22 protein-coding genes are annotated in these 26,094 nt (G+C 72.1%); 7 read left to right on the top strand and 15 right to left on the bottom strand.

The window, feature by feature from the left end; all coding sequences use genetic code 11:
* Positions 1-27: 27 nt before the first annotated feature.
* Both CHC05_RS20405 and CHC05_RS20400 read right to left on the bottom strand, forming a co-directional pair.
* The gene (locus CHC05_RS20405) at positions 28-411 is read right to left on the bottom strand and encodes an SCO5389 family protein (RefSeq protein WP_089251202.1); all 384 of its coding nucleotides are present in this window, start codon (positions 409-411) and stop codon (positions 28-30) included.
* Between the two features lie 10 nt (positions 412-421).
* Positions 422-1,384 (bottom strand): ATP-binding protein, encoded by a 963-nt coding sequence (locus CHC05_RS20400; protein WP_089251200.1) that lies wholly within the window; start codon positions 1,382-1,384, stop codon positions 422-424.
* 89 nt (positions 1,385-1,473) lie between these two features.
* On the opposite strand from CHC05_RS20400, the gene CHC05_RS20395 reads away from it, so the two are divergent.
* Entirely contained in the window at positions 1,474-3,264 is a 1,791-nt protein-coding gene (locus CHC05_RS20395; RefSeq protein ID WP_089251641.1) for a DUF6311 domain-containing protein, read from the top strand.
* Between the two features lie 2 nt (positions 3,265-3,266).
* On the opposite strand, the gene CHC05_RS20390 is transcribed toward CHC05_RS20395, so the two are convergent.
* Together CHC05_RS20390 and CHC05_RS20385 are read right to left on the bottom strand one after the other, a co-directional pair.
* Positions 3,267-3,914: a hypothetical protein gene (locus CHC05_RS20390; RefSeq protein WP_089251198.1), complete on the bottom strand. Its 648-nt coding sequence runs from the start codon at positions 3,912-3,914 to the stop codon at positions 3,267-3,269.
* Positions 3,915-4,022: 108 nt separating this feature from the next.
* Entirely contained in the window at positions 4,023-4,439 is a 417-nt protein-coding gene (locus CHC05_RS20385) for a hypothetical protein (RefSeq protein ID WP_089251196.1), read from the bottom strand.
* 54 nt (positions 4,440-4,493) lie between these two features.
* Between CHC05_RS20385 and lipB the strand changes: the two genes are divergently transcribed.
* Positions 4,494-5,132 carry a lipoyl(octanoyl) transferase LipB gene (gene lipB, locus CHC05_RS20380; RefSeq protein ID WP_089251194.1) on the top strand — a complete coding sequence of 213 codons (639 nt, stop codon included), beginning with the start codon at positions 4,494-4,496 and terminating at the stop codon, positions 5,130-5,132.
* 80 nt (positions 5,133-5,212) lie between these two features.
* Here lipB and aspS read toward each other — a convergent pair whose 3' ends face one another.
* On the bottom strand, positions 5,213-6,472 hold the full coding sequence (gene aspS / locus CHC05_RS20375) for an aspartate--tRNA(Asn) ligase (RefSeq protein WP_089251192.1): 1,260 nt from the start codon (positions 6,470-6,472) through the stop codon (positions 5,213-5,215).
* 348 nt (positions 6,473-6,820) lie between these two features.
* Between aspS and lipA the strand changes: the two genes are divergently transcribed.
* Positions 6,821-7,753 (top strand): lipoyl synthase, encoded by a 933-nt coding sequence (lipA, locus tag CHC05_RS20370; protein ID WP_089251190.1) that lies wholly within the window; start codon positions 6,821-6,823, stop codon positions 7,751-7,753.
* Here lipA and CHC05_RS20365 read toward each other — a convergent pair.
* The 4 genes from CHC05_RS20365 to CHC05_RS20350 all read right to left on the bottom strand — a co-directional run bounded on the left by CHC05_RS20365 (position 7,750) and on the right by CHC05_RS20350 (position 11,618).
* Positions 7,750-10,053, bottom strand: coding sequence for a tetratricopeptide repeat protein (locus CHC05_RS20365; RefSeq protein ID WP_179266290.1), 2,304 nt, complete (start codon positions 10,051-10,053; stop codon positions 7,750-7,752). The two genes, lipA and CHC05_RS20365, sit on opposite strands and share 4 nt — an antisense overlap.
* A gap of 167 nt (positions 10,054-10,220) precedes the next feature.
* The gene (locus CHC05_RS20360) at positions 10,221-10,478 is read right to left on the bottom strand and encodes a hypothetical protein (protein WP_089251186.1); all 258 of its coding nucleotides are present in this window, start codon (positions 10,476-10,478) and stop codon (positions 10,221-10,223) included.
* A 39-nt stretch (positions 10,479-10,517) separates the two neighbouring features.
* Positions 10,518-11,108: a tetratricopeptide repeat protein gene (locus tag CHC05_RS20355; RefSeq protein WP_089251184.1), complete on the bottom strand. Its 591-nt coding sequence runs from the start codon at positions 11,106-11,108 to the stop codon at positions 10,518-10,520.
* A 15-nt stretch (positions 11,109-11,123) separates the two neighbouring features.
* Positions 11,124-11,618: a DUF2199 domain-containing protein gene (locus tag CHC05_RS20350; RefSeq protein WP_144022704.1), complete on the bottom strand. Its 495-nt coding sequence runs from the start codon at positions 11,616-11,618 to the stop codon at positions 11,124-11,126.
* Positions 11,619-11,669: 51 nt separating this feature from the next.
* Here CHC05_RS20350 and CHC05_RS20345 point away from each other — a divergent pair, with 51 nt between their 5' ends.
* Entirely contained in the window at positions 11,670-12,482 is an 813-nt protein-coding gene (locus tag CHC05_RS20345; RefSeq protein WP_089251182.1) for an alpha/beta fold hydrolase, read from the top strand.
* Between the two features lie 68 nt (positions 12,483-12,550).
* Here the strand turns inward: CHC05_RS20345 and glnA are convergent, their stop codons facing one another.
* The 4 genes from glnA to CHC05_RS43075 all read right to left on the bottom strand — a co-directional run bounded on the left by glnA (position 12,551) and on the right by CHC05_RS43075 (position 18,994).
* Entirely contained in the window at positions 12,551-13,975 is a 1,425-nt protein-coding gene (gene glnA, locus CHC05_RS20340) for a type I glutamate--ammonia ligase (RefSeq protein ID WP_089251639.1), read from the bottom strand.
* An 864-nt stretch (positions 13,976-14,839) separates the two neighbouring features.
* Complete coding sequence (locus CHC05_RS20335; protein ID WP_089251180.1) at positions 14,840-15,535, bottom strand: DUF4191 domain-containing protein; 696 nt, start codon at positions 15,533-15,535, stop codon at positions 14,840-14,842.
* A gap of 10 nt (positions 15,536-15,545) precedes the next feature.
* Entirely contained in the window at positions 15,546-18,818 is a 3,273-nt protein-coding gene (locus CHC05_RS20330) for a helix-turn-helix transcriptional regulator (protein WP_218824617.1), read from the bottom strand.
* A gap of 41 nt (positions 18,819-18,859) precedes the next feature.
* Positions 18,860-18,994, bottom strand: a complete 135-nt coding sequence (locus CHC05_RS43075) for a hypothetical protein (RefSeq protein ID WP_281257691.1) — start codon at positions 18,992-18,994, stop codon at positions 18,860-18,862.
* Between the two features lie 200 nt (positions 18,995-19,194).
* On the opposite strand from CHC05_RS43075, the gene CHC05_RS20325 reads away from it, so the two are divergent.
* The 3 genes from CHC05_RS20325 to CHC05_RS20315 all read left to right on the top strand — a co-directional run bounded on the left by CHC05_RS20325 (position 19,195) and on the right by CHC05_RS20315 (position 21,763).
* Positions 19,195-19,746 (top strand): hypothetical protein, encoded by a 552-nt coding sequence (locus CHC05_RS20325; RefSeq protein WP_144022698.1) that lies wholly within the window; start codon positions 19,195-19,197, stop codon positions 19,744-19,746.
* 89 nt (positions 19,747-19,835) lie between these two features.
* Positions 19,836-21,089 carry an MFS transporter gene (locus CHC05_RS20320; RefSeq protein ID WP_089251174.1) on the top strand — a complete coding sequence of 418 codons (1,254 nt, stop codon included), beginning with the start codon at positions 19,836-19,838 and terminating at the stop codon, positions 21,087-21,089.
* Positions 21,090-21,235: 146 nt separating this feature from the next.
* The gene (locus CHC05_RS20315) at positions 21,236-21,763 is read left to right on the top strand and encodes a hypothetical protein (protein ID WP_089251172.1); all 528 of its coding nucleotides are present in this window, start codon (positions 21,236-21,238) and stop codon (positions 21,761-21,763) included.
* Here CHC05_RS20315 and CHC05_RS20310 read toward each other — a convergent pair.
* Together CHC05_RS20310 and CHC05_RS20305 are read right to left on the bottom strand one after the other, a co-directional pair.
* The gene (locus CHC05_RS20310) at positions 21,735-23,150 is read right to left on the bottom strand and encodes a pyridoxal phosphate-dependent decarboxylase family protein (protein WP_089251170.1); all 1,416 of its coding nucleotides are present in this window, start codon (positions 23,148-23,150) and stop codon (positions 21,735-21,737) included. The two genes, CHC05_RS20315 and CHC05_RS20310, sit on opposite strands and share 29 nt — an antisense overlap.
* Positions 23,150-26,092, bottom strand: coding sequence for a bifunctional [glutamine synthetase] adenylyltransferase/[glutamine synthetase]-adenylyl-L-tyrosine phosphorylase (locus tag CHC05_RS20305; RefSeq protein ID WP_089251168.1), 2,943 nt, complete (start codon positions 26,090-26,092; stop codon positions 23,150-23,152). Before CHC05_RS20305 ends, CHC05_RS20310 begins: the two co-directional genes overlap by 1 nt.
* Positions 26,093-26,094: the final 2 nt, after the last annotated feature.

Below are 26,094 nucleotides of genomic sequence, written 5' to 3'. Positions count from 1 at the left end.
ACTTCGCCGTGCGTCAATGTGGCGCGGCTAACAGTCCCGGAGCTCAGGGGACTGGTTACGGAGCTGTTCGCGGGGCGAGACGAACTCCCGGTAGCCGGCACCGTCGACCGCCGCCGGTGGGAACGCGGCGACCCGGTGGCAGTTCTGGAAGGCCAGCTTGACGCCGAAGTGGCGCTCCAGCGCACCCCGGATGGCGTCGCTGGCCAGCGCGCGCAGCAACTGGCCACGCTCGGCCTCGCTCGGCGGCGGCACCGCGTGCTCGGCCACCTCGTCGGCGGCCCGGGTGGCGACGTCGGAGACGACCTCCCAGGCGTACGGCAGGGAGGTGCGGACGCAGTCGACGAAGTCCGCGTCGTCGACGGGGCCGGCCTCGGCGCGGTCGAGCAGGTCAGCATTCACGGTCAGGGACATGACTCTCTCCTCAGTGGACGAGCAGGTGGTGGTCACCCAGGACGAAGTCCGGGTCGATCTGGTCGGTCAGGTCGGCGCCGGCCCGGTCGTTGGCCCAGGCGACGGCGTTGCGGCGGTGGAACTCGGCGGCCTGCCGGGCGTACCGGGGCCAGTCCTTCTCCGCGGCGTCGGCCGCTTGGCGCAGCAGGTCCAGGGCCGCGTGGTTGGCGGGTTCGAGGGCGTCCAGCGACCGGACCTCACCGCGCTCGGCCGCCCGCACCCAGTCGGAGCGGCCGAGGACGGTCAGCAGATCGGCCCCGACGTGCGTGCGGAGGAAATCGACGTCCGACTCGTCGGTCACCTTGTTCCCGACCACGTGCACGCGCACGTCGTGGTCGCGGGCGTAGCCCAAGTACTGCCGGTAGACCCCGACGCTGCGCAGGGTCGGCTCGCAGACCAGGAACGTCGCGTCGAAGCGCGTGAACAGGCCCGACGCGAACGAGTCGGCGCCGGCGGTCATGTCGACCACGACGTACTCCCCCGGGCCGTCGACCAGGTGGTTGAGCAGGAGCTCCACCGCGCCGACCTTGCTGTGGTAGCAGGCGACGCCGAGGTCCCGCTCCGCGAACGGGCCGGTCACGGCCAGCCGCACGCCGCGCACCTGGCGCACCGTCGCGTCGTACACGGGATTGGTCCCGGCGACGGTGAGCAGCCGCGAGCCGCGACCCGGCGGCGTGGTCTTGACCATCGCGGCGGCGGACGCGATCCGGGGGTTGTCGCCGCGCAGGTACTCCTTGAGCTCCGTCAGGTGGTCACCCAGCGCCGGGAGCACCGCGTCCTCGCCCCCGCCGAGCGCGGCGGCCAGGTGCTGGTTGATGTCGGCGTCGACGGCGAGCAGCGGCGGGCGGTCCGGCGCCGCGGCCAGGTGGCGGGCGAGCAGGGCGGCCAGCGTCGTCTTGCCGCTCCCGCCCTTCCCGACAAAGGCGATTTTCATGCTGACATTGGAAGTCATTTTCAATAAGATCACAAACAACGGGCGCTTCCTGGGCGTGTCGTCCCGATTGGTAGCCTCCGCCCGTGTCGATCGCGTCCCCCGCTCCCCCAGACGTCGCTCCGGTCTCGCCGGCCCGCACCTCCCGGTGGCGGGCGGACCTGCTGGTCACGGGCATAGCGCTGGTCCTGGCGGTCTGGGTGACCAGCGGCCTGTGGATCGACCCGAACGGCCGCGCCATCAAGGTCAACTCCAGCGACCAGGCCCTGTTCGAGTGGTTGCTCTCCTACGGCGCCCGGGCGATCACCCATGGCGAGAACCCGTTCTTCACCCACCTGATCGGATTCCCGGACGGCGCCAACCTGGCCGTCAACACCTCGATCACCGTGTACGCGGTGCTGTTCGCGCCGTTGACGTTCCTGGTCGGAGCGCCCGCCACGTTCCTGGTGATCCTCACTCTCAACCTGGTCGCGACGGCGTACGCCTGGTTCTGGCTGCTCTCCCGCCACCTGGTCCGCTCTCCGCTCGCGGCGGCGACCGGTGCGCTGTTCATCGCCTTCGCGCCGAGCATGGTCTCGCACGCCAACGCCCACCTGAACTGGACGGCCGGCTGGCTGGTGCCGATCGTGGTCTGGCGGGTGCTGCGGCTGCGCGACGGGCGCTGGCTGCGCGACGGCGCTCTGCTGGGCGTGCTGGTGGCCATCGCCTTCTCCATCGCGGCCGAGGGGCTGTTCTTCATCGCCCTGGCCTGCCTGGTGTTCCTGGGCGTCTGGTCGCTGTCGAAGGCCACCCGGGCCGAGGCCCGCGCCGCGCTGCCGGCGATGCTGCGCGGCCTGGGCGTCACCGCGGTCGTCGGGTTCGCCCTGCTCGCGTACCCCATCTGGATGCACTTCCTGGGTCCGCAGCGGTTCCACGGCACGGGCTTCGACGCGCGCGTGCACAGCGAGGACATCGCGGGGTACTTCGCGTTCCCGCAGCGCTCGCTGGCCGGCGTTCTCGGCCTGGACACCTCTTTGGCGCCGAACGAGACCGAGGAGAACTCGTTCTTCGGGCTGCCGCTGGTGCTGCTGGCGATCGGCGCGTTCTGGTACCTCTGGCGAGTCGCCACGCCGGGCCGCCGCGCCACGCTGCGCGCACTCGGGGTGACCGCGCTGGTCTTCACCGTGCTGTCGTGGGGTCCGGCGGTGAAGATCTTCAAGAACTACACCGACTTCCCCCTGCCGTACGCGCTGCTGAACCCGCTGCCGGTCTTCAACGCGGCGTTGCCGCAACGGCTGGCGCTGGTGGTCACGCCGATCGTCGGACTGCTGCTGGCCCTGCTGGTCGACGCGCGGCCACGCGGACGGGCCTGGGTGGCGGCCTTCGCGGTGGCGCTGGTGCCGATCCTGCCGGTCAACCTGCTGACGGTCGCCCGCGAGCCGATCCCGACCTTCATCACGTCGGGGAACTGGACCTCGGTGGTCCCGCCGGGTGGGGTGCTCGCGACGGTGCCGTTCACCCTGGACACCGTTCCGGACGGACAACGCTGGCAGGCGTACGCATGGACGCATGGTCAGGGCGAGTTCTCCCTGGCGTCTGGCTTCTACCTGGGCCCCGGCGGGCCGGACGGACGGGGCCGGATCGGCCCGGTGCCGCGATACACGGACGGGATGCTCTACGAGGTGGCCCAGACGGGCGTGATCCCACCGATCGGCCCGGCAGAACAGGCCCAGGCGCGCGCGGACGTGGCCTACTGGCGGCTCGACGCCCTGGTGCTGGCGGACCAGATCCACGGCTCGAAGTGGCCGGTCCAACACGACGCGCTGCTGTCCGCGACCCAACAGTTGTTCGGCCCGGGCGAGCGGATCGACGACGTGTGGGTGTGGCGCGTCAAAGGGTCGTGACCTCAGCCCTTGTTCAGCTCGACCACGAACGCAACCACCAAGTGGACGGCGCCGAATACGACGAAGAGTGCGCTCACCGCGGCGCCTATCCAAACCGCCGGGCCCGGGGCGCCCGGATCCAGGAAGAGGTAGACGACCGCGGCAATGGCAATGACGTACGGAATGCAGACCACGACGGTGTTCTTCAACGCGACACCCCAGGCGAGCAGGGTGGGACCGCCGATGAAGTCGACCATTTCCACGTCACTCGACACAATGGTGCTGGAGGGCGTCAACGAGGTATGGAGCTGTTGCCGGTAGACGCCGGGGAGAAATTTCCTGAAGACCTCGTCACAGATGGCATCGATCATGACCGAGCGACCGATCAGAGCGGACACGCTGTAGGCGAGGTACGCGAGAACCGGCGGTATGCCCAGGCGGATTGGCTCCAGCTTGGAAATCTTGACCGGGCCCATGCTCAATTCCCCGACCACGCCAATGCGCAGGAAAACGTAGACGGCGCCGATGGACAACAACAGAAGATAGGCCCGGGCAATCTTCGATTCGACGGCGCGATACTCGGCCAGCAGTGATTCCACGAAGAATCGCAGCGTTTCCCGGTCTTCCAAGTCTCCGGACGCGTCCCTGACGCTCGCGCTAATGGACCGCATGCTCCATCCCTCGCAACGTCACCGAAGAGCAGAGTTTTTCTTACCAAATTAAGTCAGACGCAATGACCATCGTCAAGGACTCCTGCGCCGATCCCGGTGGCGCTCGTCTCACCAGAGATAGCCGACCGCGAAAGCGGCAGCGACCAGCGCGAACATCGCGATAGCGGCGGCCCGGAACCGGCGTCGGAGGGCGGGTAGCTCGGCCGGCAGGGCGAACACCCTGCGTGGCCAGCCGCGCCAGGAGACCCACCAGAAGAGGACAGTGGCGGCGGCGAGCAGGACGATCTTGACTGCCGCGGCGGGACTGGGCTCGCTGATGGTGAGAATGATCCCGGTGACCCAGAGCACAGTGATCATGGCGACGACCGGGCGGCGGTTGCCGTGGGCCAGGGTGCGCTGGGCGTCCTCCTGGTCGGTCGCGATCGCTGGCAGCTTCGGCTGCACCACGAACAGGCTGTAGGCCATCGAGCCGAGCCAGAGCGCGGCGACCCCCGCGTGGATCAGGACCAGCGCCCGGGTCACCATGACGCGAATCATGTCAGGGGGCCGGGCCGCCGGGCGAGGGCTACGCTTTGGGGCGTGACCAGCGTGCTTCCGAAGCTCCAGGCCCGCCGTCTCGGCACCGTCGACTACCAGGTCGCCTGGGACGAGCAGCGCCGCCTCCACGACGAGGTGGCCGACGGCGTCACTCCTGACACCGTGCTGCTCCTGGAACACCCCTTCGTCTACACCGCCGGCAAGCGCACCGAGCCCTGGGACCGTCCGACCGACGGCAGCCCGGTGATCGACGTCGACCGCGGCGGCAAGATCACTTGGCATGGGCCGGGGCAGCTCGTCGGTTACCCGATCCTGCGCCTGCCGGCGCCGATCGACGTGGTCGCCTACGTGCGGCGCACCGAGCAGCTGCTCATCGACACGTGCGCCGAGCTGGGCCTGGCCACCACCCGCATCGAGGGCCGCAGCGGCGTCTGGGTGGCCGAGGACGACCGCGGGCCGGCCCGCAAGGTCGCCGCGATCGGCATCCGCGTCTCGCGCGGCGTCACCCAGCACGGCTTCTCGATCAACGCCGACTGCGACCTCGCCGCGTACGACCACATCGTGGCCTGCGGCATCCGCGACGCCACGACGACGTCCCTGACCGCCGAGCTCGGCCGCCGGATCACCGTCGACGACGTGCTCCCGATCGTGGAGCGTCGCCTGCCGACGCTCCTGGGCTGAGCAGGGGGCGACTTTCGCCGCCGCTGGGCTGAGGCTGGTTTGCCAAGAAGGGTCCCTTCCTAGGAAGGGACCCTTCTTTTCTACGGCGTGAGGCGGTGCAGGTCGCGCGGGAAGACCGCGACCTCGCGGACGTTGGTCGCGCCCAGCAGGCGGGCCACGAAGCGCTCCAGGCCGATCGCGAAGCCGCCATGCGGCGGCATGCCGTGTCGGAACGCCTCGACGTAGGTCTCGACCCCGGTCAGGTCGCCGTTCAACGCGGCCACGTAGTCGGCGTGCTCGTGCAGCCGCTGCCCGCCCGTGACCATCTCCAAGCCGCGGAACAGCAGGTCGAACGAGTTCGAGTGGGTCGGGCGGCCCGGCTCGGGGTGCGTGTAGAACGGCCGCTTGCGCATCGGGTAGCCCGTCACGAAGAGGAAGTCCGAGCCGTGCTCGCGCAGCGCCCACTCGCCCAGCGCCCGCTCGTGCGCGGGGGCCAGGTCGGGCTCGTCGGCCGGCGCACCGGCGATCTCCAGCGCGGTCGTGAAGTGGACGGCCGGGATCTCGGCCGGCACGATCGGCATCTTCACGCCGGGCAGCCGGTCGGCGACCGCCTCGGTCATGCCGGCCACGACGTCGCGCAGCACCGCCATCACGTCGAGGTGGTCCTCGATGAAGCCCAGCTCGACGTCGAGCGACGTGTACTGGGCCAGGTGGCGGGCCGTGTCGTGCGGCTCGGCGCGGAACACGGGGCCGACCTCGTAGACCTGCTCGAAGACCCCGACCATGAGCTGCTTGTAGAACTGCGGGCTCTGGGCGAGGAAGGCCCGGCTGCCGAAGTAGTCGATGCCGAAGACGTTGGCCCCGCTCTCGGTGGCCGAGGCGACGATCTTGGGTGTGAAGATCTCGGTGAAGCCGCGCGCGTCGAGGGTCGCGCGGAACCCCTCGGCGGCGGCCGCGGCGGCCGTGACCGCACGGCGGCGGGTGGCGTGCCGCAGCGCCACGGAGGCGTGGTCGAGCTGGGTCGGCAGGTTCGCCGTGAGCAGCGGCCGGTAGAGGTCGAACGGGGGCGGCGCGGCTGGCGCGCTCAGTGCGCGTACCACCGGCTGGGTGAGCTCCACGCCCAACGGCGCGGCGCTGTTGATCGTCACCGTGCCGGTGACCTCGACGACCGTCTCCTCGGTCAGCTCTTCGAGCTTGTCGCGCAGGTCGGGGTCGGTGACGACGATCTGGACCAGGCCGGCCCGGTCGCGCATGATCAGGAAGGCGACGGCCTTCAGCACGCGGCGGCGGTGGACCCAGCCGGCGACCGTGACGGTGCGGCCGGCGTAGGCGGGCAACTGGCTGGACAGGATGCGTTGCATGGGTGGACCTCCTCGTCAATCGCAACGCGATCCCCGGGAGGTGTGGGCGAGCGGGTTCCTCGCGGTGCCACCACACCTTCGCCCCCACGTTTGTGGCGCGGGGACCTCATTTGTCGTGCTCGGCTCGGGAGTGTCTTCGCGACCGGCGCCGGGCCACCGTCACAGCTGCTGGTGGCTCTCTCTGCCGGCGTGGTCGATCGCTACTTGGTTCCGTCTGCGCCGTTGCGGCAGAGATTACCGGATGGCGCCAAACGTTTGGCCCCGTGATCGCCGTCACAGCCCTTCCGCACCTGTGTTCCGTGTCGCCCCGTATGCAGGAAGGATGAACACCGGGATACGCTCGGATTCGTGACGATCGCTCCAGAAGGCCGCCGGCTCCTGCGCATCGAGGCGCGGAACGCCGAGACGCCTATCGAGCGCAAGCCACCGTGGATCAAGGTCAAGGCCAAGATGGGCCCCGAGTTCACCTCGCTCCACGGACTGGTTCAGCGCGAAGGCTTGCACACCGTGTGCCAGGAGGCTGGCTGTCCCAACATCTACGAGTGTTGGGAAGACCGCGAGGCCACCTTCCTGATCGGCGGCGACCAGTGCACCCGCCGCTGCGACTTCTGCCAGATCGACACGGGCAAACCGGCCGAGTTCGACGCCGACGAGCCCCGCCGGGTCGCCGAGTCGGTCGCCACGATGGGCCTGCGCTACGCGACGGTCACCGGCGTGGCCCGCGACGACCTGCCGGACGGCGGTGCCTGGCTCTACGCGGAGACGGTCCGCCAGATCCACGCCCTCCAGGAGGGCTGCGGCGTCGAGCTGCTCATCCCGGACTTCAACGGCACGCCCGCGCTGCTGAACGAGGTCTTCGAGTCGCGGCCCGAGGTGCTCGCCCACAACGTCGAGACCGTGCCACGGATCTTCAAGCGGATCCGACCCGGCTTCCGGTACGAGCGGTCGCTGGATGTGATCACCCAGGCTCGCACGTTCGGGCTGGTGACCAAGTCCAACCTGATCCTGGGCATGGGCGAGGAGCGTGCCGAGGTCTCGCAGGCGCTGCGCGACCTGCACGAGGCCGGCACCGAGCTGGTGACGATCACGCAGTACCTGCGCCCGTCGCCCCGGCACCACCCGGTCGAGCGCTGGGTCAAGCCGGAGGAGTTCGTCGAGCTGGCGCAGGAGGCCGAGCAGATCGGCTTCGCCGGCGTGATGAGCGGTCCGCTGGTGCGGTCCAGCTACCGGGCCGGCCGGCTCTACAAGCAGGCATTGGCCGCGCGTACGCCGGCCGTCTAGCCCGTCAGCTTCGCCCGCTCCTCGGCGTCCATACGCAGCTCCTCCAACTGCTCGGGAGTGGCGGCCTGGATCGCGCGCCGGTACCACCGGTTCGCGCGCCGCTGGTCGCCTCTGCGCTCGGCCAGGATGCCGAGGCCGTTCATAGCCAGCGGGTCACCGGCGTCGGCGCCGTGCCGGTACCAGCGTTCCGCCTCCGCCAGCTCGTCGGCCTTCTCGTGCAGGCGGCCCAGGTTGTAGCCCGCGAAGACGTTGCCGGCATCGGCGGACCGCTCGTACCAGAGCCGTGCGCTGGCGAGGTCGCCGTCTTCCTGGTCGAACAGCCCGACGCTGAACATCGCGTTGTGGTAGCCGGCCTCGGCCGCGGTGTGGAACCAGTGCCGGGCCTCGGCGCGGTCGCCCCGGGTCTTGTGGACGATGGCCAGGCTCTGCATCGCGAACGTGCTGCCGGCCTCGGCGGAACGCCGGTACCACCGCTCGGCCTCCGCCGGGTCCTTCTCGCGCAGCGACCAGCCCAGGAGGTGCATCGCCCCCGGTTCGCCGGCCTCTGCGCCGGGGCGATACCAGCGCGCCGCCGCCTCGTCGTCCATGGTGTACGGGGTCAGCTCGTCGAGGTAGTACATCGAGGCCGGGTCGCCCGCCTCGATCGCCCGCAGCCACCACCGCTTGGCTTCCGCCTCGTCGCCGCGCTCCCAGCGCAGTCGGCCCAGGCTGCCCATCGCGGTGGCGTTCCCGGCGTCGGCACCGTGCCGGTACCAGCGCTCGGCCGTCTTCGTCTCGCCGCGTTCCCGGCAGAAGTCCCCCAGGCGGTTCATCGCGTCGGTGTCGCCACGCTCGGCCGCCTTCTGGAACCATTGCTCGGCGTCCGGCCGCTCATCCTGGCGGTCGTAGAACGCCGCGAGGTTGAACAGCGCGGTCGGGTGCATCGACTCGGCCGCGCGGCGGTACAGCCGCTCGGCCTCGTCGCGTTCGCCGCGTTCCTGGAGCAGTGCGCCGAGCTCGCACATCCCCCAGATGTTGCCGCCGTCGGCGGCCCGCTGGAACCACGACTCGGCCGGCTCGCCCCGACCCTGCATGAGGAAGCCGACCTGGAGCATGGCATCGGCGTCGCCCTCCCGGGCTGCCCGCCGGTACCAGACCTCGGCCGCGGCCGGGTTGTCCCGCCGGGCCATGGTGGTGCCGATGTTGACCATGGCGCCGGTGTGGCCGGTGCGGGCGGCCCGGCGGTACCACTGCTCCGGCTCCGCGCTCGTCGGGTCGTCGGCACCGATCAGCTTGCCCAGGTTGACCATCGCGTCAGGGTCGCCCTCGTCGGCCGCGCGCCGGTACCACCTGGCGGCCTCTTCGCGGTCACCGCGACGATCGAGGACGGTGCCGAGGTTGAACATGCCGATCACGTCGCCGGCCTCGGCGCCGGCCCTGAACCAGCGCTCGGCACCCGCCGCGTCGTCGCGCTCGTCGAGCAGGATCCCCAGGCGGACCATGGCGTCGGCGTCGCCGGCCTCGGCGCTGCGCCGAAACCACCGCACGGCCTCGTCCCGCTGGCCCCGGTCGAGCAGGGCCCGGCCCAGGCAGTTCATGGACTCGGCCTGCCCCTCCAGCGCGCCGCGCCGGTACCACCGCTCGGCCTCGGCCTTCTCGCCCCGCTGCTCCAGCGCGCTGCCCAGCCAGACGATCGAGTCCTCGTCGCCGGCCTCCGCCGCGAGCCGATGCCACCGCTCGGCCTCGGCCAGGTCGCCCTGCTCCTCGCCCAGTTCACCGAGGTAGTACATGGCTGTGCTGTCTTGGTCGTCCGCCGCGCGTCGGAGCCACTTCTCCGCCTTGGCTCCGTCGCCGGCCGCCCGCAGGATCTGGGCCAGCGCCACCATCGCGTCGGTGTCGCCGGCGTCGGCGCCCTGGCGGCTCCAGCGCAGGGCGCCGGCGCGGTCACCCTGGTCGGCGAGCAGGAGGCCGAGGGTTGCCATCGCACCGGTGTCCCCCGCCTCCGCGGCCCGCTCGAGCCACCGCGCCGCAGCGGCCGGATCCGCACTCTCCTGCCACAGCTGGCGCCCGAGGGTGACCATGGCTTGGACGTCACCGGCCTCGGCCCGCGCCGGCAACTGACTGTCCGCAGTGGACTTCGCTGTGGCGCTGCGGCCGTCCGGCCAGGCTAACGCGCCCGCCAGGCCGCCGAGGGCGAGCAGTCCGCCCACCGCGCCGAGCCAGTCCCAACCGCTCGCGCCGCTCAGATCACGGACCATGTAGACCAGCGCCACCGCGAGGCCGAGGGCCGCCACCCGCCACATCAGCCTTCGTCGACGCATGGCCACATGGTCATTCATCAGGTCCAGTCGGGACGAGCCACCGTCCGGCTCAATTTCCGGACCGCTCGTGCCGTGACCGCGCCCCAGCGCGGACCTGGCAGCGCAGCGCAGCGGAGCGCTCCCCGGCGGGAGCGACGGTCGCGCCCACGACGAACCCGGGAGCTGGTCTAGGTATGGGTGCCAGACCGTTCCTCGCCCTCGCGCGACTGGGTCGCCACGAGGTCGAGGGCGCGGGGTGTACGCGTCTCGGCGATGAGCTCCAACAGCCGGCCGCGGACCTCGTGGTCGGGTTCGCGGCGGAACTCGTCGATCAGGCGGTCGACGTGCCCGGCGGCGAGGCCGCGCAGCCGTTGGAAACCGTCCTCGGCCAGCTGCGGGTCACGGCGTCGCATCAGAAGCAGGGCCCGCGCGAACTCGTCCGCCATCGTCGCAGGTTAGTCCCCCGCGGGCCGCGTGCGCGAGGGTCAGAATCCGCCGGAGTCACCCCGGGCGGCGCGGAGGCTGCCGAGGTTGACCTGCGCGTGGTGGTTGCCGGCCGCGACGGCGCGCTCGTACCACTCCTCCGCAGCCGTCAGGTCCCGGCGTTCCTCGGCCAGGACGCCGAGGTTGAACATGCCCGCGGCGTTGCCGGCGTCGGCGGCGAGGCCGAACCACCGGCTCGCCTCGTCCGGATCACCGCCGGTGGAGGCGAGGATGCCGAGGTTGACCAACGCGTCGGTCTCACCCGCGTCGGCCGCGCGGTGCAACCACTGCTCGGCACCGGCCCGGTCGTCGCGGTCCGCCAGGAGCCCCGCAAGATTGATCATCGCGTCGGTGTCCGCGGTCTCGGCGGACGTCCGGTACCAGCGCTCCGCCTCGGCCAGCTCGCCGCGCATCGTCAGCAGCACGCCGAGGTTGACCATGGCGCCGGCATGCCCGGCGTCGGCGGCCCGCTGGTACCACTCCTCGGCCTCGGCCAGGTCCCACCGGTCCTGCATGATCTGCCCGACGGCGGCCATCGCGTCGGCGTCACCGTTCTCGGCGGCCCGCCGCAGCCACCGCTCCGCACCCGCCATGGTTCACATCCTCGCCTACGCGTGCAGAACCAGCTCGGCGAACTCCCGTACCCGGGCGGTCGTGATTCCCTCCCGCTGCTCGACGGCCAGCGGGTGGTCGGTGGGTTCGAGCCGCAGAATCGGCCGCTCACCGACCGGCTGGGTCACCACGTGGGTCTTGAGCCAGAGCGTGGACCGGTCGTAGCCTGGCAGATCCGTCGACAACCAACCGAAGTAGTGCGGCTCCTGCTCCCGGCCCTCCGTGGTCCACAACTCGCTCATGCGGCGAAAGTTCGGCTCGCTGAGCGTCGTCCACACACCCCAGTCGAAGTCGGTGTCCGCGTCGACGACGGGGATCAGGATGCGGGCGCGCACGAAGAAGTGCTCGCCGCGAATGACACACCGCTCGTCGTCGAGCTCGCTGTCGTCATCGGCGGCGAACTGGTCGCTCCAGACGGCGGGCGCGTCGGAACCGTACGAGAACGGCGGCCCGGCGTGCTCCTGCGCACACGAACCACAACGAAAACTCATCTCGATCACTGCGGCACAGTACAGCGCACCGCGACGGCGAAGGGAAGCGACATGGATTTCGCGCTACCGGACAATCGGGTCCTGGGTTGGGCCGAGTACGGCGATCCGGCCGGAGCGCCCGTGGTGTTTCTGCACGGCACGCCAGGTTCCCGGCTCAGCCGCCCGGACGACGGGGCGTTGGCGGGCATTCGCCTGATCACTGTGGACCGACCTGGCTACGGTCGGTCGACACCCGCCCGGCGGCCGACGCTGCTCGGCGTCGCCGACGCGATCGGTGCGCTGACGACGTCGCTGGGGATCGAGCGTTTCGGAGTGGTGGGGTTCTCCGGCGGCGCACCGTACGCGGTGGCCTGTGGCGCCCGGTTCCCGCACCGGCTCACCGGTGTCGTCACCGCCGGTTTCACGGGCCCGTACCGGGAACTGGGCACGGTACGCGGCTGGCAGCGACTTCAGACGTGGGCGGTGTGCACGATCCCGGGACTCGGTCGCCGTTATGTGACCCGCGCTGCTGCCTGGTACGCGGAGGACCCCCTGAAACAACACCGGGCCCTGCTAGCGAGCGGCCAGGACACCTGGATCCAGCGAGGCGACGAGTCCAACCTCGAAGGAGCCCGCCAGGGCGCCGCCGGCCTGGTCAACGACTGGCTGGCCACAGATATTCGGCGGTGGGGGTTCCGGCTTCGCGACGTGCGCTGCCGCACCCTCGTCTGGGCCGGTCGACACGATGCCGGGAGAGCTGTCCCCGACGCGCCGTTGATCGCCGCCCGAATGCCGGACGCCGAGGTCCGCATCGGCGAGGACACCGCTCATACGCCTTCTCCTGCCGACTGGCGGGAAATGCTGACGTGGGTCACGAACAGCTAGAACGCGGCGAGCCGCCGACCAGACCCCGAGCGGGGTGGTCGACGGCTCGCCGGTTGTTCCGGGCTTGATCAGACGTCGTAGTACATGGCGAACTCGTGCGGGGTCGGGCGCAGGCGGACCGGGTCCACCTCGTTCGCGCGCTTGTAGTCGACCCACGTCGAGATCAGGTCCGGCGTGAAGACGCCGCCCTCGAGCAGGTAGTCGTGGTCCTGCTCGAGCGAGTCCAGGACCTCCGGCAGGGAGCCCGGGACCTGCTTGACGGAGTTGTACTCCTCCGGCGGCAGGTCGTAGAGGTCCTTGTCGATCGGCTCCGGCGGCTCGATCTTGCTCTTGATGCCGTCGAGGCCGGCCATCAGCATCGCCGAGAAGGCCAGGTAGACGTTGGCCGACGGGTCCGGCACGCGGAACTCGACGCGCTTGGCCTTGGCGTTGCTGCCCGTCACCGGGATGCGGGTGCAGGCCGAGCGGTTGCGCTGCGAGTAGACCAGGTTGACCGGGGCCTCGAAGCCGGGCACCAGGCGGCGGTACGAGTTGACCGTCGGGTTGGTGAACGCCAGCAGCGACGGGGCGTGGTGCAGCAGGCCACCGATGTACCAGCGGGCCGTGTCGGACAGGCCGGCGTAGCCGGTCTCGTCGTAGAACAGCGGCTCGCCGTTGAGCCAGAGGCTCTGGTGGGTGTGCATGCCGGAGCCGTTGTCACCGAACAGCGGCTTGGGCATGAACGTCGCGGTCTTGCCTGCGGCCCAGGCGGTGTTCTTCACGATGTACTTGAAGAGCTGGAGCTGGTCGCCCGCGTGCAGCAGCGTCGAGAACTTGTAGTTGATCTCGGCCTGGCCGGCGGTGCCGACCTCGTGGTGCGAGCGCTCCACGGTGAAGCCGCTGTCGACCAGGTTGCGCACGATCGAGTCGCGCAGGTCGGCGTAGTGGTCCACCGGCGGCACCGGGAAGTAGCCACCCTTGTACGGGGTCTTGTAACCCCGGTTGCCGCCCTCTTCCTCACGGCCGGTGTTCCAGGCGCCCTCGATCGAGTCGATGTAGTAGAAGGCCTGGTTCGCGCTGGTCTCGTGGCGGATCGAGTCGAAGATGTAGAACTCGGCCTCGGGCCCGAAGTAGGCGGTGTCGGCGATGCCGCTCGCCGCCAGGTAGGCCTCGGCCTTCTTCGCCACGTTCCGCGGGTCACGCGAGTACGCCTCGCGGGTGAACGGGTCGTGGATGAAGAAGTTGAGAGCGAGGGTCTTCTGCGCCCGGAACGGGTCGATGAACGCGGAAGCCACGTCCGGCAGCAGCAGCATGTCGGACTCGTGGATCTGCTGGAAACCACGGATCGACGAACCGTCGAACGCGAGGCCGGTGGTGAAGATGTCGTCGTCGATCGACTCGACCGGGGCGTTGAAGTGCTGCATCACGCCGGGCAGGTCGCAGAACCGGACGTCGACGAACTTCACGTCCTCGTCTTTGAGGTATCGCAGGAGTTCCTCGGGATTGGCGAACAACACGTCCTCCTGGCACGTCGCTTACTTGGCTCTTTAGGTCTCTTCAGCAAGGCTGGCAGCGACGGTATGGCTAGGCCGTTGCCCGAGCGTGTCGCAAAAGTTTCTGCCGTGTTACGTCACCCGCGAGCCGCCAGGAATGCCCGTTTGACCGGCGATAGAACCGACCAAACCCGAACATATACCCACGAGTGCGTACGCCCTGCGGACTCGCCGACCGTGTGACGCCGCCCATTGTCGCGCCCTGGCCGGGTACGCGGAACCCCACGCTCCGCAGTGTTCGCGGTGGCGGCGCGAGGTCCGGATGGGTCAGGCGTGCCCGCGGAGCAGCCGCCGCTTCCAGGTTGGCCAGCGGCCGTGGGGTCTGGCGGAGGCGCCCTTCGACGGGCGCCTTCTCTTGGGGATCACGCCCTGGCGCCGGGTACGCGGAACCCCGCGCTCCGCCGTGTTCGCGGTAGAGGCGCGGGGTCCGGATGGGTCAGCGGCCGCGGGCCTGGCGGAAGCCGCCCTTCGACCGGCGCCTTCTCTCGAAGATCACGCCCTGGCCCCGGTACGCGGAACCCCGCGCTCCGCCGCGTTCGCGGTAGAGGCGCGGGGTCCGGGTAGGTCAGCGGCCGCAGGTCTGACGGAAGGCGCCCTTCGACCGGCGCCTTCTCTCGAAGATCACGCCCTGGCCCGGATACGCGGAACCCCGCGCTCCGCCGTGTTCGCGATGGAGACGCGGGGTCCGGGTAGGTCAGCGGCGGCGGGCCTGCCCGGAAGGCGCCCTCAGACGGGCGCGTGTTCTTCAAGATCACGCCCTGGCCCGGATACGCGGAGCCCCGCGCTCCGCCGTGTTCGCGGTGGAGACGCGGGGTCCGGGGTAGGTCAGCGGCCGCGGGTCTGGCGGAAGGCGCCCTTCGACGGGCGCATGTTCTTGGGGATCGCGCCCTTCGGCATCTGCGGCCGGGCCGCGGACAGCGCCGTGAGGCGCTTGTCGAGGGAGTTGACGTCCTTGCCGCTCAGGGCGCGCGGGAGCCGGGTCAGGGTCATCCGGAGCTTGCGGATCGGGACCTCGTCGTCGCCGTTGCCGATCACGTAGTCGTGCAGCGGCGCGTTGCCGATGACCTTGGCGAGGCGGCGCTTCTCCTGGCCGAGCATGCTGCGGACGCGCTGCGGGTTGCCCTCCGCGAGGAGGATGACGCCGGGCTTGCCGACGACCAGGTGGATCATGTCCATCGCGGTCGTGGAGCTCACCGCCGCGCGGACCCGCCAGTCGCCGCGCATGTTCTCGATGATTGACGCGGCGGCGCCGGGCTGGCCCTCGGCCGCGTTCATCATGGCGCGGTTGGAGCGCAGGTTGAGGACGATGAGCAACGCGAGCAGGGCGACCAGGATGCCCAGCGGGATGAAGATGATGCCCCAGCCCACCACCACCGCGAGCGCGGCGAGCAGCAGTGGGATGAGCACCGCTCCGACCGCCAACGGGAGGAACATCTTGTCCTGTTTAGCGGTGAACGAGAAAACCATCCCGATCTGCTTAAGGCGTCCGCCGAACGACACCTTCTCTTCTGCCCTGGCCATGCGACGCAGTCTAGTGTCCGGATGCCGTCGTCTGTCCGCCGGCAATCAGGTCCGGCCCGAGCAGCCCGAGGCGGTGGGCAACTGCTGCCGCTTCGATCCGATTCGTGACCTCCAACTTGGCGATGATGCGTGATACGTGCACGCTGACCGTTTTCGGCGACAGATAGAGCTCCGCGCCGATTCGGCTGTTGCTGTGACCGGCCGCGACCAGCCGGAGCACGTCGCGCTCGCGGGCGGTCAGGATGTCGGGCCCGGCCCGCACGGCGCCGCGGAGGCCGACCCGCCGGGCCAGCCGGGCGACCTCGTCGCGCAGCGGTCGGGCATCGAGGTCTGCGGCGATCGCTCCGGCCTCTTCGAGAGCCTCCCGGGCCGCAGCCCGGTCTCCGGCCGCGGCGGCCGCCTCGGCCTGGCTGACCAGCACCCGGGCAAGCGCGTAGGGCTGGCCGTCGGTGCGCCACGCCTGCACCGCCGCCGTCCACCGCTCCAGCGCACCACGGCCCGCGGGACCACCCCCAGCCACCCCGGACCCACCAGCCGTCCCGGCACTCTCAGCGTCCGCGCGACCATCAGCCGCCCCTAGGCCAGCAACCGCCGCGCCACCACCAGCCGCCGCGTGGCCCCCGGCCGCCGCGCCACCACCAGCCGCCGCGTGGCCCCCGGCCGCCGCGCCGCCACCAACCGCGGCGTGGCCGCCAACCGCGGCGAAAGCGCCGGCCGGGAATGCCTCGCCCAGGCACGCGGCGATCTGGGCCGCGTAGGCCCGTTCGGCCGGGTACTGGCACTCCACCCGCCCGGCCAGAGCCTCGACCGCCGCGCCGAGCGCCGCGTCGCCGGCCGCCACAGCGGCCCGGGCCGAGGCCGCCAGCAGCGGCCAGGCGTAGCGCGGATTGGCGATCAGGTCAGCGACGCCGACCGGGACCTCGGCCCCCGTGTCCGGGTCCCGGTCGCCATCTCCGCCGGCCCCGCCCGAGCGCCCGGTAGCCCTCCTGGCGCCGATGCGGCCGAGATGCGAATCGCCGCTCCGCGGCGCCGGGACCGCGAACCCACCAGCGGCACCGCCGCCGACCGCGGCGTGTGCGGCCTCCGCCGCAGCGGCGGCGTCGCCGATCGCCAGTGCGGCCTCGATCTTGAGCGTGAGTAGCGGCAGCCGATGCTGCGGACTGACGTAAGGCCGCGCCAAGAACGCGAGTGACCGCCCCACCAGCTCCGTCGCCGAAGCCTCGCCACGGGCCAGCCGCAGGCCCGCCCGTAGTTGGAGCCAGTGCAGGCCCAGATGGCCCGGTGGGTCGAAGCGGGCGGACTCCGCGCAGATCGCGTCGGCCTCGTCCCAGCGGCCCAGGGCCACCAGTGCCTCGGCGTGGTTGGAGCGGACGAACGCGCCCGTGGAGCGGTCGACACCGACCTTGCCCGCGTCCTTGGTGCCCAGGGCCGCGGACGCGGCGGAGCCGGCGTAGTCGCCGACCTCGAAAAGCGCGTCGGAGATGCTGACGCGGGCGTGCACCAGGCCCTCGACATCGCCCAGCGACTTGGCTCTGGCCTCTGCCTGGCGCAGGTCGGCCAGGCCGAGCTCGGCGGACACAATGCGGTTGCAGGCCCGCTGCATCGTCAGCGTCGCGTGGACCGCCGCGCCTTCGTGGCCGAGGGACTCGGCGGCGGACCGGGCCAGCGCGGCGATCCGCGCGCCCTCCTCGCGGTCGGCGCGGCTGATCGCGTAGGCGATGTCGGCCAGCAGCATCGCCCGGGCCGCGTCGTCGGGTGCGGCCTCGGCGAGGGCTACGGCCTCGTGGAGCTGCGCCACGCCGTCGCTCTTGCCCAGCGAGGCGAGCAGCTTGCCGCGCCGGGTGTGCAGGCGGGCCGCACGGAGCGGCTCGGCCGACTCGTCGATGGCGTGCAGCGCCGCGCGGTTGAGGCTCAGCGCCCGCTTGAAGTCGCCGGCCGTGTAGGTGGCGGCCAGGGTCTCCTCGAGCAGCGTCAGGTGGTCGAGGCCGAGCAGGTCGGCGGCGTCGGGGACCTGCTCCCACAGCTCGAGCACCCGCTCCAGCAGCCGGGCCTGCTCGGCGTGCGCGTAGCGCTCGCCGGCCGCGACCGCCGCCGCGTGCGAGGTGACCAGGGCGCGCGGGGTGTCGTGCGCCGCGTACCAGTGGTGCGCGACCTCGGCCGGGGCCCGCCCGGCCGCGACCAGCGCCGGGTCGGCCTCGATCGCCGCCGCGTAGCGGGCGTGCAGGCGGGCGTGCTCGCCCGGCAGCAGGTCGTCGTGGACGGCCTCGCGGACCAGCGCGTGGCGGAACTCGTAGCCACCGTCGGCGTCGGCGACCAGCAACTGCGCCGTGACCGCCGTGCGCAGCGCGGCGTCGAGTGCGGCCTCGGGCAGGCCGGCGACGGTGGCGAGCAGCTCGTGGCCGATCCGGTTGCCGCCGGCCGCCGCGATCCGCAGGACCGGCTGGGCCGACTCGGGCAGCCGGTCGACGCGGGCGAGCAGCAGGTCGCGCAGGCTCTCGGGGATGTCGGCGCAGGCCGCCGGGTCGCCGGAGGCGGCCAGCTCCTCGACGAAGAACGGGTTGCCCTGGGCGCGCTGGTGCACCTTGTCGATCGCGCGCTGGCCCGGCTCGGCGCCGTAGACGCTGGCCAGGATCTCGGCCGTGCCCTCGCGGTCGAGGCGGCCGACGTCGAGGCGCTCGACCCCTCGGGCGCGGTCGAGCTCGGCGACGAAGCCGCGCAGCGGATGGCCGCGGTGCAGCTCGTCGGTGCGGTAGGTGCAGACCAGCAGGACCCGCGCGGTGCGGGCGGCGCGGACCAGGAAGTCGATCAGGTCGCGGGTGGACCGGTCGGCCCAGTGCAGGTCTTCGAGGACCACGACCAGAGGCTGGTCGACGGCCAGCCGGGCCAGCAGCGCCGAGACCCGGTCGAAGAGCACGCCCCGGCCGGGCTCGGGCGAGACGGCGCCCAGCTCGGGGAGGAGCCGGGCGAACTCGGCCTCGTGGCCGTCGAGGACCGCGACGCCCTCGGTGCGGACCAGCTCGCGCACGATGCCGGCGAACGGCGCGTAGGGCAGGCCCTCCTCGCCGAGCTCGAGGCACTGCCCGGTGAGGAACCGCGCGCCGGGCGCGTGCCGGGCGAACTCTTCGAGCAGTCGGGTCTTGCCGACCCCGGCCTCACCGCCGACCAGCACCATGGCCGGCTCGTCGGTGCGGACCCGCTTGAGCGCCTCACGCAGCGCCGCGATCTCGGCGTCACGGCCGACGAACACGGTGCTGCGCGGGCGAGTGGTCACGGCATCGAGAATGCCATGCGGGTACGACATGTCGCCGCCGAGATTTCGCGCGGTCAGGACGGCCGCCGGCGACGCGTGGATGCCCGCCTGCGCAGGGCGCGGGCCAGCCGACCGGTCCGGGCGTCCTGCGTCAACGTCTCGACGCGGGCGCGGTGCAGCTCAAGGGTCAGGTACGGGTCGTTGATCATTGCGAGCTCCTCGAACAGTCAGTGGTGTCGACGTTGACCATTCGCGCGTAGGTAGCCCCGGCACACCCGGCACCAGCCCTAATCCCGCCCTCCTTACCTGACCGAGAGACCCCACGTAAGGCAGGTAAGGTACTCAGCCGTCAACGATTCATTGACACAACGCCGCCAGCCGCGCGAAAATCAACCGCGTGGAGCCCGACGTGGAGCGCGACCTGCACACCCTGCTGACAGCAGCGCGGAACGACGACGACGCACTCGAGGCGCTCAAAGTGCTGCGCGGCATCCGCGACCGCCTCGACACCACCGAACGCGCGCTGATCGAGTCGGCCCGCAACAGCGGCGCGAGCTGGGCGACCATCGCCACCGCCCTGGGCCTGACCAGCCGCCAGGCAGCCGAACAGCGCCACCTGCGACTGGGCGGCAACGGCGGCCAGAATCGGGACGTGGCCCCAGCCCGGGCCGCCAGGCATCGTCAGCGAACCGTTGACACCCACCACGGCCCGGCCATTGCCCGACTCCGCACCGCCACCCGTACCCTCCTCAGAAGAGTCGAGGCCGACGAAGCCTGGCCCAACCGATTCACCCGCGCCGCCCTGGCGAAAGACACCCTCACGATGGCCGTGGATGCCACTCCCGGAGCCCTGTACGCCCTGGCCACCAGCGTGATCGACGATCTCCGACAAGCCACGGAAACCGAGCTCCCACAGCCGATCGCCAAGGCCGCCGAGGACCTCCAAAAGGCCCTGACCTGAGCCGACCAGACTCAACCAGCGGTTGACACACCATCACGACCTGACCCAGGATCTGAGTCGCAACGGCTCAAGGGTCCTGGGGAGGGCACGTGCGACCGACTCTCGGCGCGCGCTTCGCGGTGCTGCGACTGCGCGACTTCCGCATCTTCGCCGGCGGCTACGCCACGTCGATGATCGGCACGCAGATGGCCGGCGTGGCCCTCGCCTTCGCCGTCCTGCGCAGCGGCGGCTCCCCCGCGACCCTCAGCTACGTACTCGCCGCCCGGATCGTCCCGATGGTCGCCGTCCTGCCGTTCGCCGGTGTCCTCGGCGACCGCTTCCCCCGCCGGCTGGTGATGCTCTGGGCCGACGTCCTGCGCGCCGGAGCGCAGGCCGCGATCGCGGTGCTGTTCTTCGCCGGCACCCCGAACCTGACCGTCCTGCTCGTCCTGGCGGCGCTCGGCGGCCTCGGCGAGGCGGTCTTCCGCCCGTCCTTCGACGGCCTGGTGCCGCAACTCGTGCCGGAAGACCGTCGCCACGAGGCCAACACGCTCCTCGGCCTCGTCCAGTCGACCGCCAGCGTGGCCGGCCCCGCGCTCGCGGCGGCGCTGGTCGTCCTCACCTCACCCGCGACGGTGCTGCTGGTCGACGCGGTCACCTACGTACCCAGCATCCTGGCCCTGCTCCGGCTCCGCGTCGCCGACCCGGACCCCGTCGCCCGCACGTCGATGCCGCACGAGATGCGCGCGGGCTGGCGGCTCTTCGCCTCCCTGCCCTGGCTGTGGACCATCACCCTGCAGTTCACCCTGTTCAACCTGCTGCTCTGGGCGCCGTATCTGGTGCTGGGCCCGGTCTCCGCCGACCGCTGGTACGGCGGCGCCGGCGCCTGGGGCGCGATCACCGCGACGTACGGCGCCGGCGCCATCCTCGGGGGCCTCGTCGTGCTCGGCTGGAAACCCGCCCGCCCGCTGCTGGTCGCCACCGCCGCGACGATCCTCTGGGCGGCACCGTCCGCGGCCCTGGCCGCCCGCGCCCCACTGCTCGTGGTCTGCGCCGGAGCACTGCTCGCCGGCATCGTCAGCGCCATCTTCGGCACCCTTTGGATGACCGCGATCCACCAGCGCGTACCCGCGGAAGCCATGTCCCGGGTCAACTCCTATGTGGTCTTCGGCTCGTTCTCCGTCGGCCCGATCGGCCTGGCGCTGGCCGGCCCCGCCGCCTCCGCCACCAGCATCACCACCGTCCTCACGGCAGGCGTTGTTTGGCAACTGCTCTCAGGATTGGTTCTCCTGACGCTGCCGACCATCCGCGGCTTTCGACAGAAACCCGAAAAGGCCACAAAGCCAGCACTGACAAGTGCTTGAAGAGCCAGGCGGTCCCGGGTCCGCCGGGGGCGCGACCGTCGCTCCCGGCCGGGGACCGCTCCGCTGCGCTGCGCTGCCAGGTCCGCGCTGGGTCACGGCACGATCACGAACAGGAACGCGACGCCGCCCGACGGCGTCTACCTGGCATGACCTCGCGCAGGATGCTCGCCGTCGCCGTCGTGGTGCTGCTCGCCGTCGCCGGGTGCGGGCGGGTCTTCGGCGGCCGGGTCGTCTACGAGGGCGACTACCCGCGCTACCAGAGCGTCGCGGAGCTAATGGAGCGGGCGACCCTGGTCGTCGAGGCGACCCCGGCCAACCCGAGGTTCGAGAAGCTCTATCCGACCGACGGCCCGAAGACGGACGACACCGCCGTCGTCGTCACCGTCTACGACGCCACCGTGACGAGAGTCCACAAGGGATCGGCTCGCCCGGGCGACGTGGTCCAGGTGAAGCAGATGGGTGGCGAGATGGGCGGCGTCGTCTACGAGAGTGCCGAGGAGGTTCCGTTCCGCACGGGCACCGCGTACCTGCTGTTCCTGGAGACCTACCCCGACTCGCCGGCGTCGTTGCTCAACCCCGACCAGGCCCAGTACGAGATCGACCCGGCCGGCGGCTACCAGCCGGTCTCCGACAACACCCTGACCGTCACCGCCGCGGACCTCGAGAAGCCTTAGCGGCCAACTCGCGGACCACCGACACGAACAGCTCGAGGTCCCGCGACGTCGTGCGCCAGTTGACGATCGCCGGCCGCAGGGCAACCTTGCCGTCGTAGACCGTCGTGCCCGCGAACACCCGGCCGTCGTCCAGCAGCGCCTCGCCCACCCGCCGGTTCAGGTCGTCCAACTCCGCCGGTGGCACCCCGGGCGGACGCACCCGGAAGCAGACGATGCACAGCGGCACGTCGGCCAGCCGCTCCAGGTCCGGCGCCGCGTCGACCAGCCCGGCCAGCTCCTGCGCCAGGTCCAGGTGCCGCTCCACCATCGCGCGGTACCCGGACCGCCCGTACGCCGCGAGCGTCGCCCAGATCGGCAGCGACCGCGCCCGCCGCGACGACTCCGGCCCGAGCTGCCCGTAGCCACCGCGCGGCGAGTCGGCGCCCGGCAGGTACGGCGCGCCCGGCATCCCGAACGCCGCGCCGAGCCGGGCGGGGTCGCGCAGGAAGGCGAACCCGCTCTCGTACGGCACGTTGAGCCACTTGTGCCCGTCGCACGCGATCGAGTCGGCCCGCTCCACGCCGGCGACCAGGTGCGCCGTCCGCGGCGACAGCGCGGCGAACAACCCGAACGCCCCGTCGACGTGCAGCCACGCGTCATGCCGCTCGACCACCGAAGCGAGCGAGGCGAGGGGGTCGAAGTCGCCCGCGTTCACCTCGCCCGCGTTGGCGATGACCACCGCCGGCCCGGACGACGCCAGCGCCCGGTCCAACGAGGACAGATCCACCCGCCCCGAGCCGTGCACCGACACCGAATCCCGGCCGTGGCCGAGCAGCTGGAGCGCCTTGCGCGCGCTGGCGTGCACGTAGCCGCCCGAGAACACGGGCATCCGCGGCAGCCCGGCCAGACCGGACGCGGCCACGTCCACCCCGTGCCGGGCGGCCCACCAGTGCGTCGCCGCACCCAACGCGGTGAAGTTCGCGAACGTCGCGCTGCCCACGAGCGCGCCGCCGAACGACGGCGGCAGGCCGAACAGCGACCGCAGCCAGTCCAGCGCCGTGGTCTCCATCGCGGTCGCGAACTCCGACGCCGCCCGGGAGAACGCGTTCTGGTCGAGCAGCGACACGGTCCAGTCGGCGGCCAGCGCGGCCGGTGTCACACCGCCGGTCACGAAGTGGAAGAACCGCGGCCCGGCCGAGTGGGTCGCCGACTCCAGGCCCACGGACAGCAGCTGGGACGCGACCGAGGACGCCCCCGCGCCGTCGGCGGGCAGCGCGCCGCCGAGCTCCCGCACGCGCGCGGAGCCCGCGTACACGGGCCGGGACGCCAACGAGGAGAGATAGGGCCCGGCCGCGTCGAACACCGCCCGCAGCGCGTCGGACGTGCCGTCGTCGTGCAAGGGGTCCATCAGCCCTCCAAGACGTGCTCCAGGGCCGCCCGCGCCCGACGCGCGGTGCGCAGGTAGTCGTCGAGGAACTCGCCCGGGTCGTCGCGCCCGAGCATCCGGACCACCGCGGCCAGCTCCACCCCGTGCCGGGGCAGCTGGTCGCCCGGCTTGCCGCGGGTCAGGGTCAGCGCGTCGCGGACCCGGGCCGCCTGTTGCCAACCGGCGGCCAGCGCGGCGGCGTCCGTGTCGGGCAACAGCCCGGCCTCCTCGGCGGCGGCGATCGCGTCGACCGTGCGGGTCGTACGCAACGCCGGGTGCGCGCCCGCGTGCCGGAGCTGGAGCACCTGGGCGGCCCACTCGACGTCGGCCAACCCGCCCCGGCCGAGCTTCACGTGGGTGGCCGGGTCGGCGCCGCGCGGCAGCCGCTCGTTCTCCACCCGCGCCTTGATGCGCCGGATCTCCACGTGCTGCTCGCGGGTCAACCCCGCGGCCGGGTACCGCACGCGGTCGGCCATCGCCACGAACCGCTCGCCCAGCCCGACATCACCGGCCACCGGCCGCGCCCGCAGCAGCGCCTGCGCCTCCCACACCTTCGACCAGCGCGAGTAGTACTGCGCGTACGCGGCCAGGCTGCGCACCAGCGGGCCCTGCCGGCCCTCGGGCCGCAGGTCGGCGTCGACGCCCAGCGGCGGGTCGGGTGCCGGCATGCCGAGCAGCCGGCGCAGCTCCTCGGCCACCGCGTGCGCGGCGGCCGACGCGGCGTCGTCGGGCACGCCCGGCGGCGGGTCGTAGACGAACAGCACGTCGGCGTCCGACGCGAAGTTGAGCTCGTAACCGCCCAGCCGCCCCATCCCGATCACCGCGAAGGTCAGCCCCGATGGCAAGGGATAGACCCGGGCCGCCGTCCGCAGCGCCGCGCCCAGCGTCGCTTCGGCCACATCGGACAGTGCGGTGCCGACGCCGCGGACGTCGAGCACCGGTGATGGCGCGAGCGAACCGTGGCTGAGCGCGTCGGCGCAGGCGATCCGGAACAGCTCCCGGCGGCGCAGGCCGCGTACCGCGCGGATCGCCCCGACCGGATCCTCGTGCCGGTCCGCGGCGGCGCCGAACCCGTCGCGGAGCACGTCGCCGGGGCGGGGTGCGAGCTCCGCGTCGTCGGCCAGCAGCCGCAGCGCCTCCGGGTCGCGGGCGAGCAGGTCGGCGGCGTACCGGGACAGGCCGAGCACCCGGGCCAGCCGCCGGGCGACCGGGCCCTCGTCGCGCAGCAGGCGCAGGTACCAGGGCGTCGAGCCGAGCGTGTCGGAGACCTGGCGGTAGCTGAGCAGGCCGCGGTCCGGCTCGGCGGCGTCGGCGAACTCCTGGAGCAGCACCGGCAGCAGCGTGCGCTGGATCGCCGCGGTGCGGCTGACGCCGCCGGTGAGCGCCTCCAGGTGGCGCAGCGCGCCGGTCGGGTCGGCGAAGCCGAGCACCTCGAGCTGGCGGCGCGCGGCCTCGGGGGTCAGCCGCAGCGACTCGGCCGGCACCCGGGCGACCGCCTCCAGCAGCGGCCGGTAGAGCAGCTTGACGTGCAGCCGGCGCACCTCGCTGGCGTGCGCGACCCAGTCGGCCTTGAAGGACTCGACCGCGTCACGCCCCGGCTCGGCCGTGTAGCCGAGCGCGGCCGCGAGCCAGCGCAGCCCGGCCGGGTCGGCCGGCACGGTGTGCGTGCGGCGCAACGCCTGGAGCTGGAGCCGGTGCTCGACCGTACGCAGGAACCGGTAGCCGCGCAGCAGCGTCTCGCCGTCGGCCCGGCCCACGTAGCCACCGCTGACCAGCGCGCGCAGCGCAGGCATCGTGCCCGTGACCCGCAGCGTCTCGTCGGCCCGGCCGTGCACGAGCTGGAGCAGCTGCACGGCGAACTCGATGTCGCGCAGGCCACCCGGACCCCGCTTGATCTCCCGCTCCATCTCGCGGGCCGGCACGTTGTCGACGATCTTGCGGCGCATCGCCCGCACGTCGTCGACCGCCTCCGGCCGCTCGGCGGCATGCCACACCAGCGGCGCCAGCGCGTCGATCCACTCCTGGGCCAGCGCGACGTCGCCGGCCGCCGGGCGGGCCTTGAGCAGGGCCTGGAACTCCCAGGTGCGGGCCCAACGCTGGTAGTAGGCCTGGTGGCTGGCCAGCGTGCGGACCAGCGGGCCGCGGCTGCCCTCGGGGCGCAGCGCCGCGTCGACCGGCCAGGCGACCAGGCCGCAGACCTCGATCAGGCGCGTCGCGATGCGGGTGGCGGCGGGCAGGTCGTCGTCGGAGGCGGCGACGAAGATGACGTCCACGTCGGACACGTAGTTGAGCTCGTTGCCGCCGCACTTGCCGAGCGCGACCACCCCGAGCCGGGGCTCGCTGCCGACCTCGGCCGCCGCGATCGCGTACGCGGCCCGCAGCGTCCCGTCGGCCAGCGCCGACAGCGCCGCCATCGTCTGCTCCAGCCCCCGCCCACCCGTCAGGTCGGCGGCGGCGATCTTCAACAGCGCCAGCCGGTACGCGAGCCGCAAGGCGGCCACCGGGTTCGGCCCGTCGACCGGTTCGAGGTGGCCGGTCGCCTCGGGTGCCCGGCCGTTCTGGTCGCGCAGCGCGGTCCACTGGTCCGGGTTGGCCACGAGGTGGTCGCCGAGCGCCGACGACGCGCCCAGCACCGCGACCAGCCGGCGCCGCACGCCGTTGTCGACGAGCAGCGCGTCGACCAGCTCCCGGCGCCCGCCGTTGCGGTCCAGGGCCTCGACCAGCCGGTGCAGCTGCCGCAGGGCCAGGTCGGGGTCGCCGGCGCGGGACAGCGCCGCGATCAGCCCGGCGGCCTGCTCGCCCACCGGCTCCTGGGTCGTCGGGTCCCACAGCCCCAGACCGTCCGGCCCCAGCACCTCCGCGGCCCGGTCCCCGAAGCCGAACCGGGCCAGCCGGTTCGTCCGCTCACTCGCCGGCCGGGCCACGG

This window comes from Asanoa hainanensis (assembly GCF_900188485.1).
Taxonomy (GTDB): Bacteria; Actinomycetota; Actinomycetes; order Mycobacteriales; family Micromonosporaceae; genus Asanoa; species Asanoa hainanensis.
The sequence above is the reverse complement of the archived record's forward strand: the minus strand, read 5'-3'. Positions and strand labels throughout refer to the sequence as shown.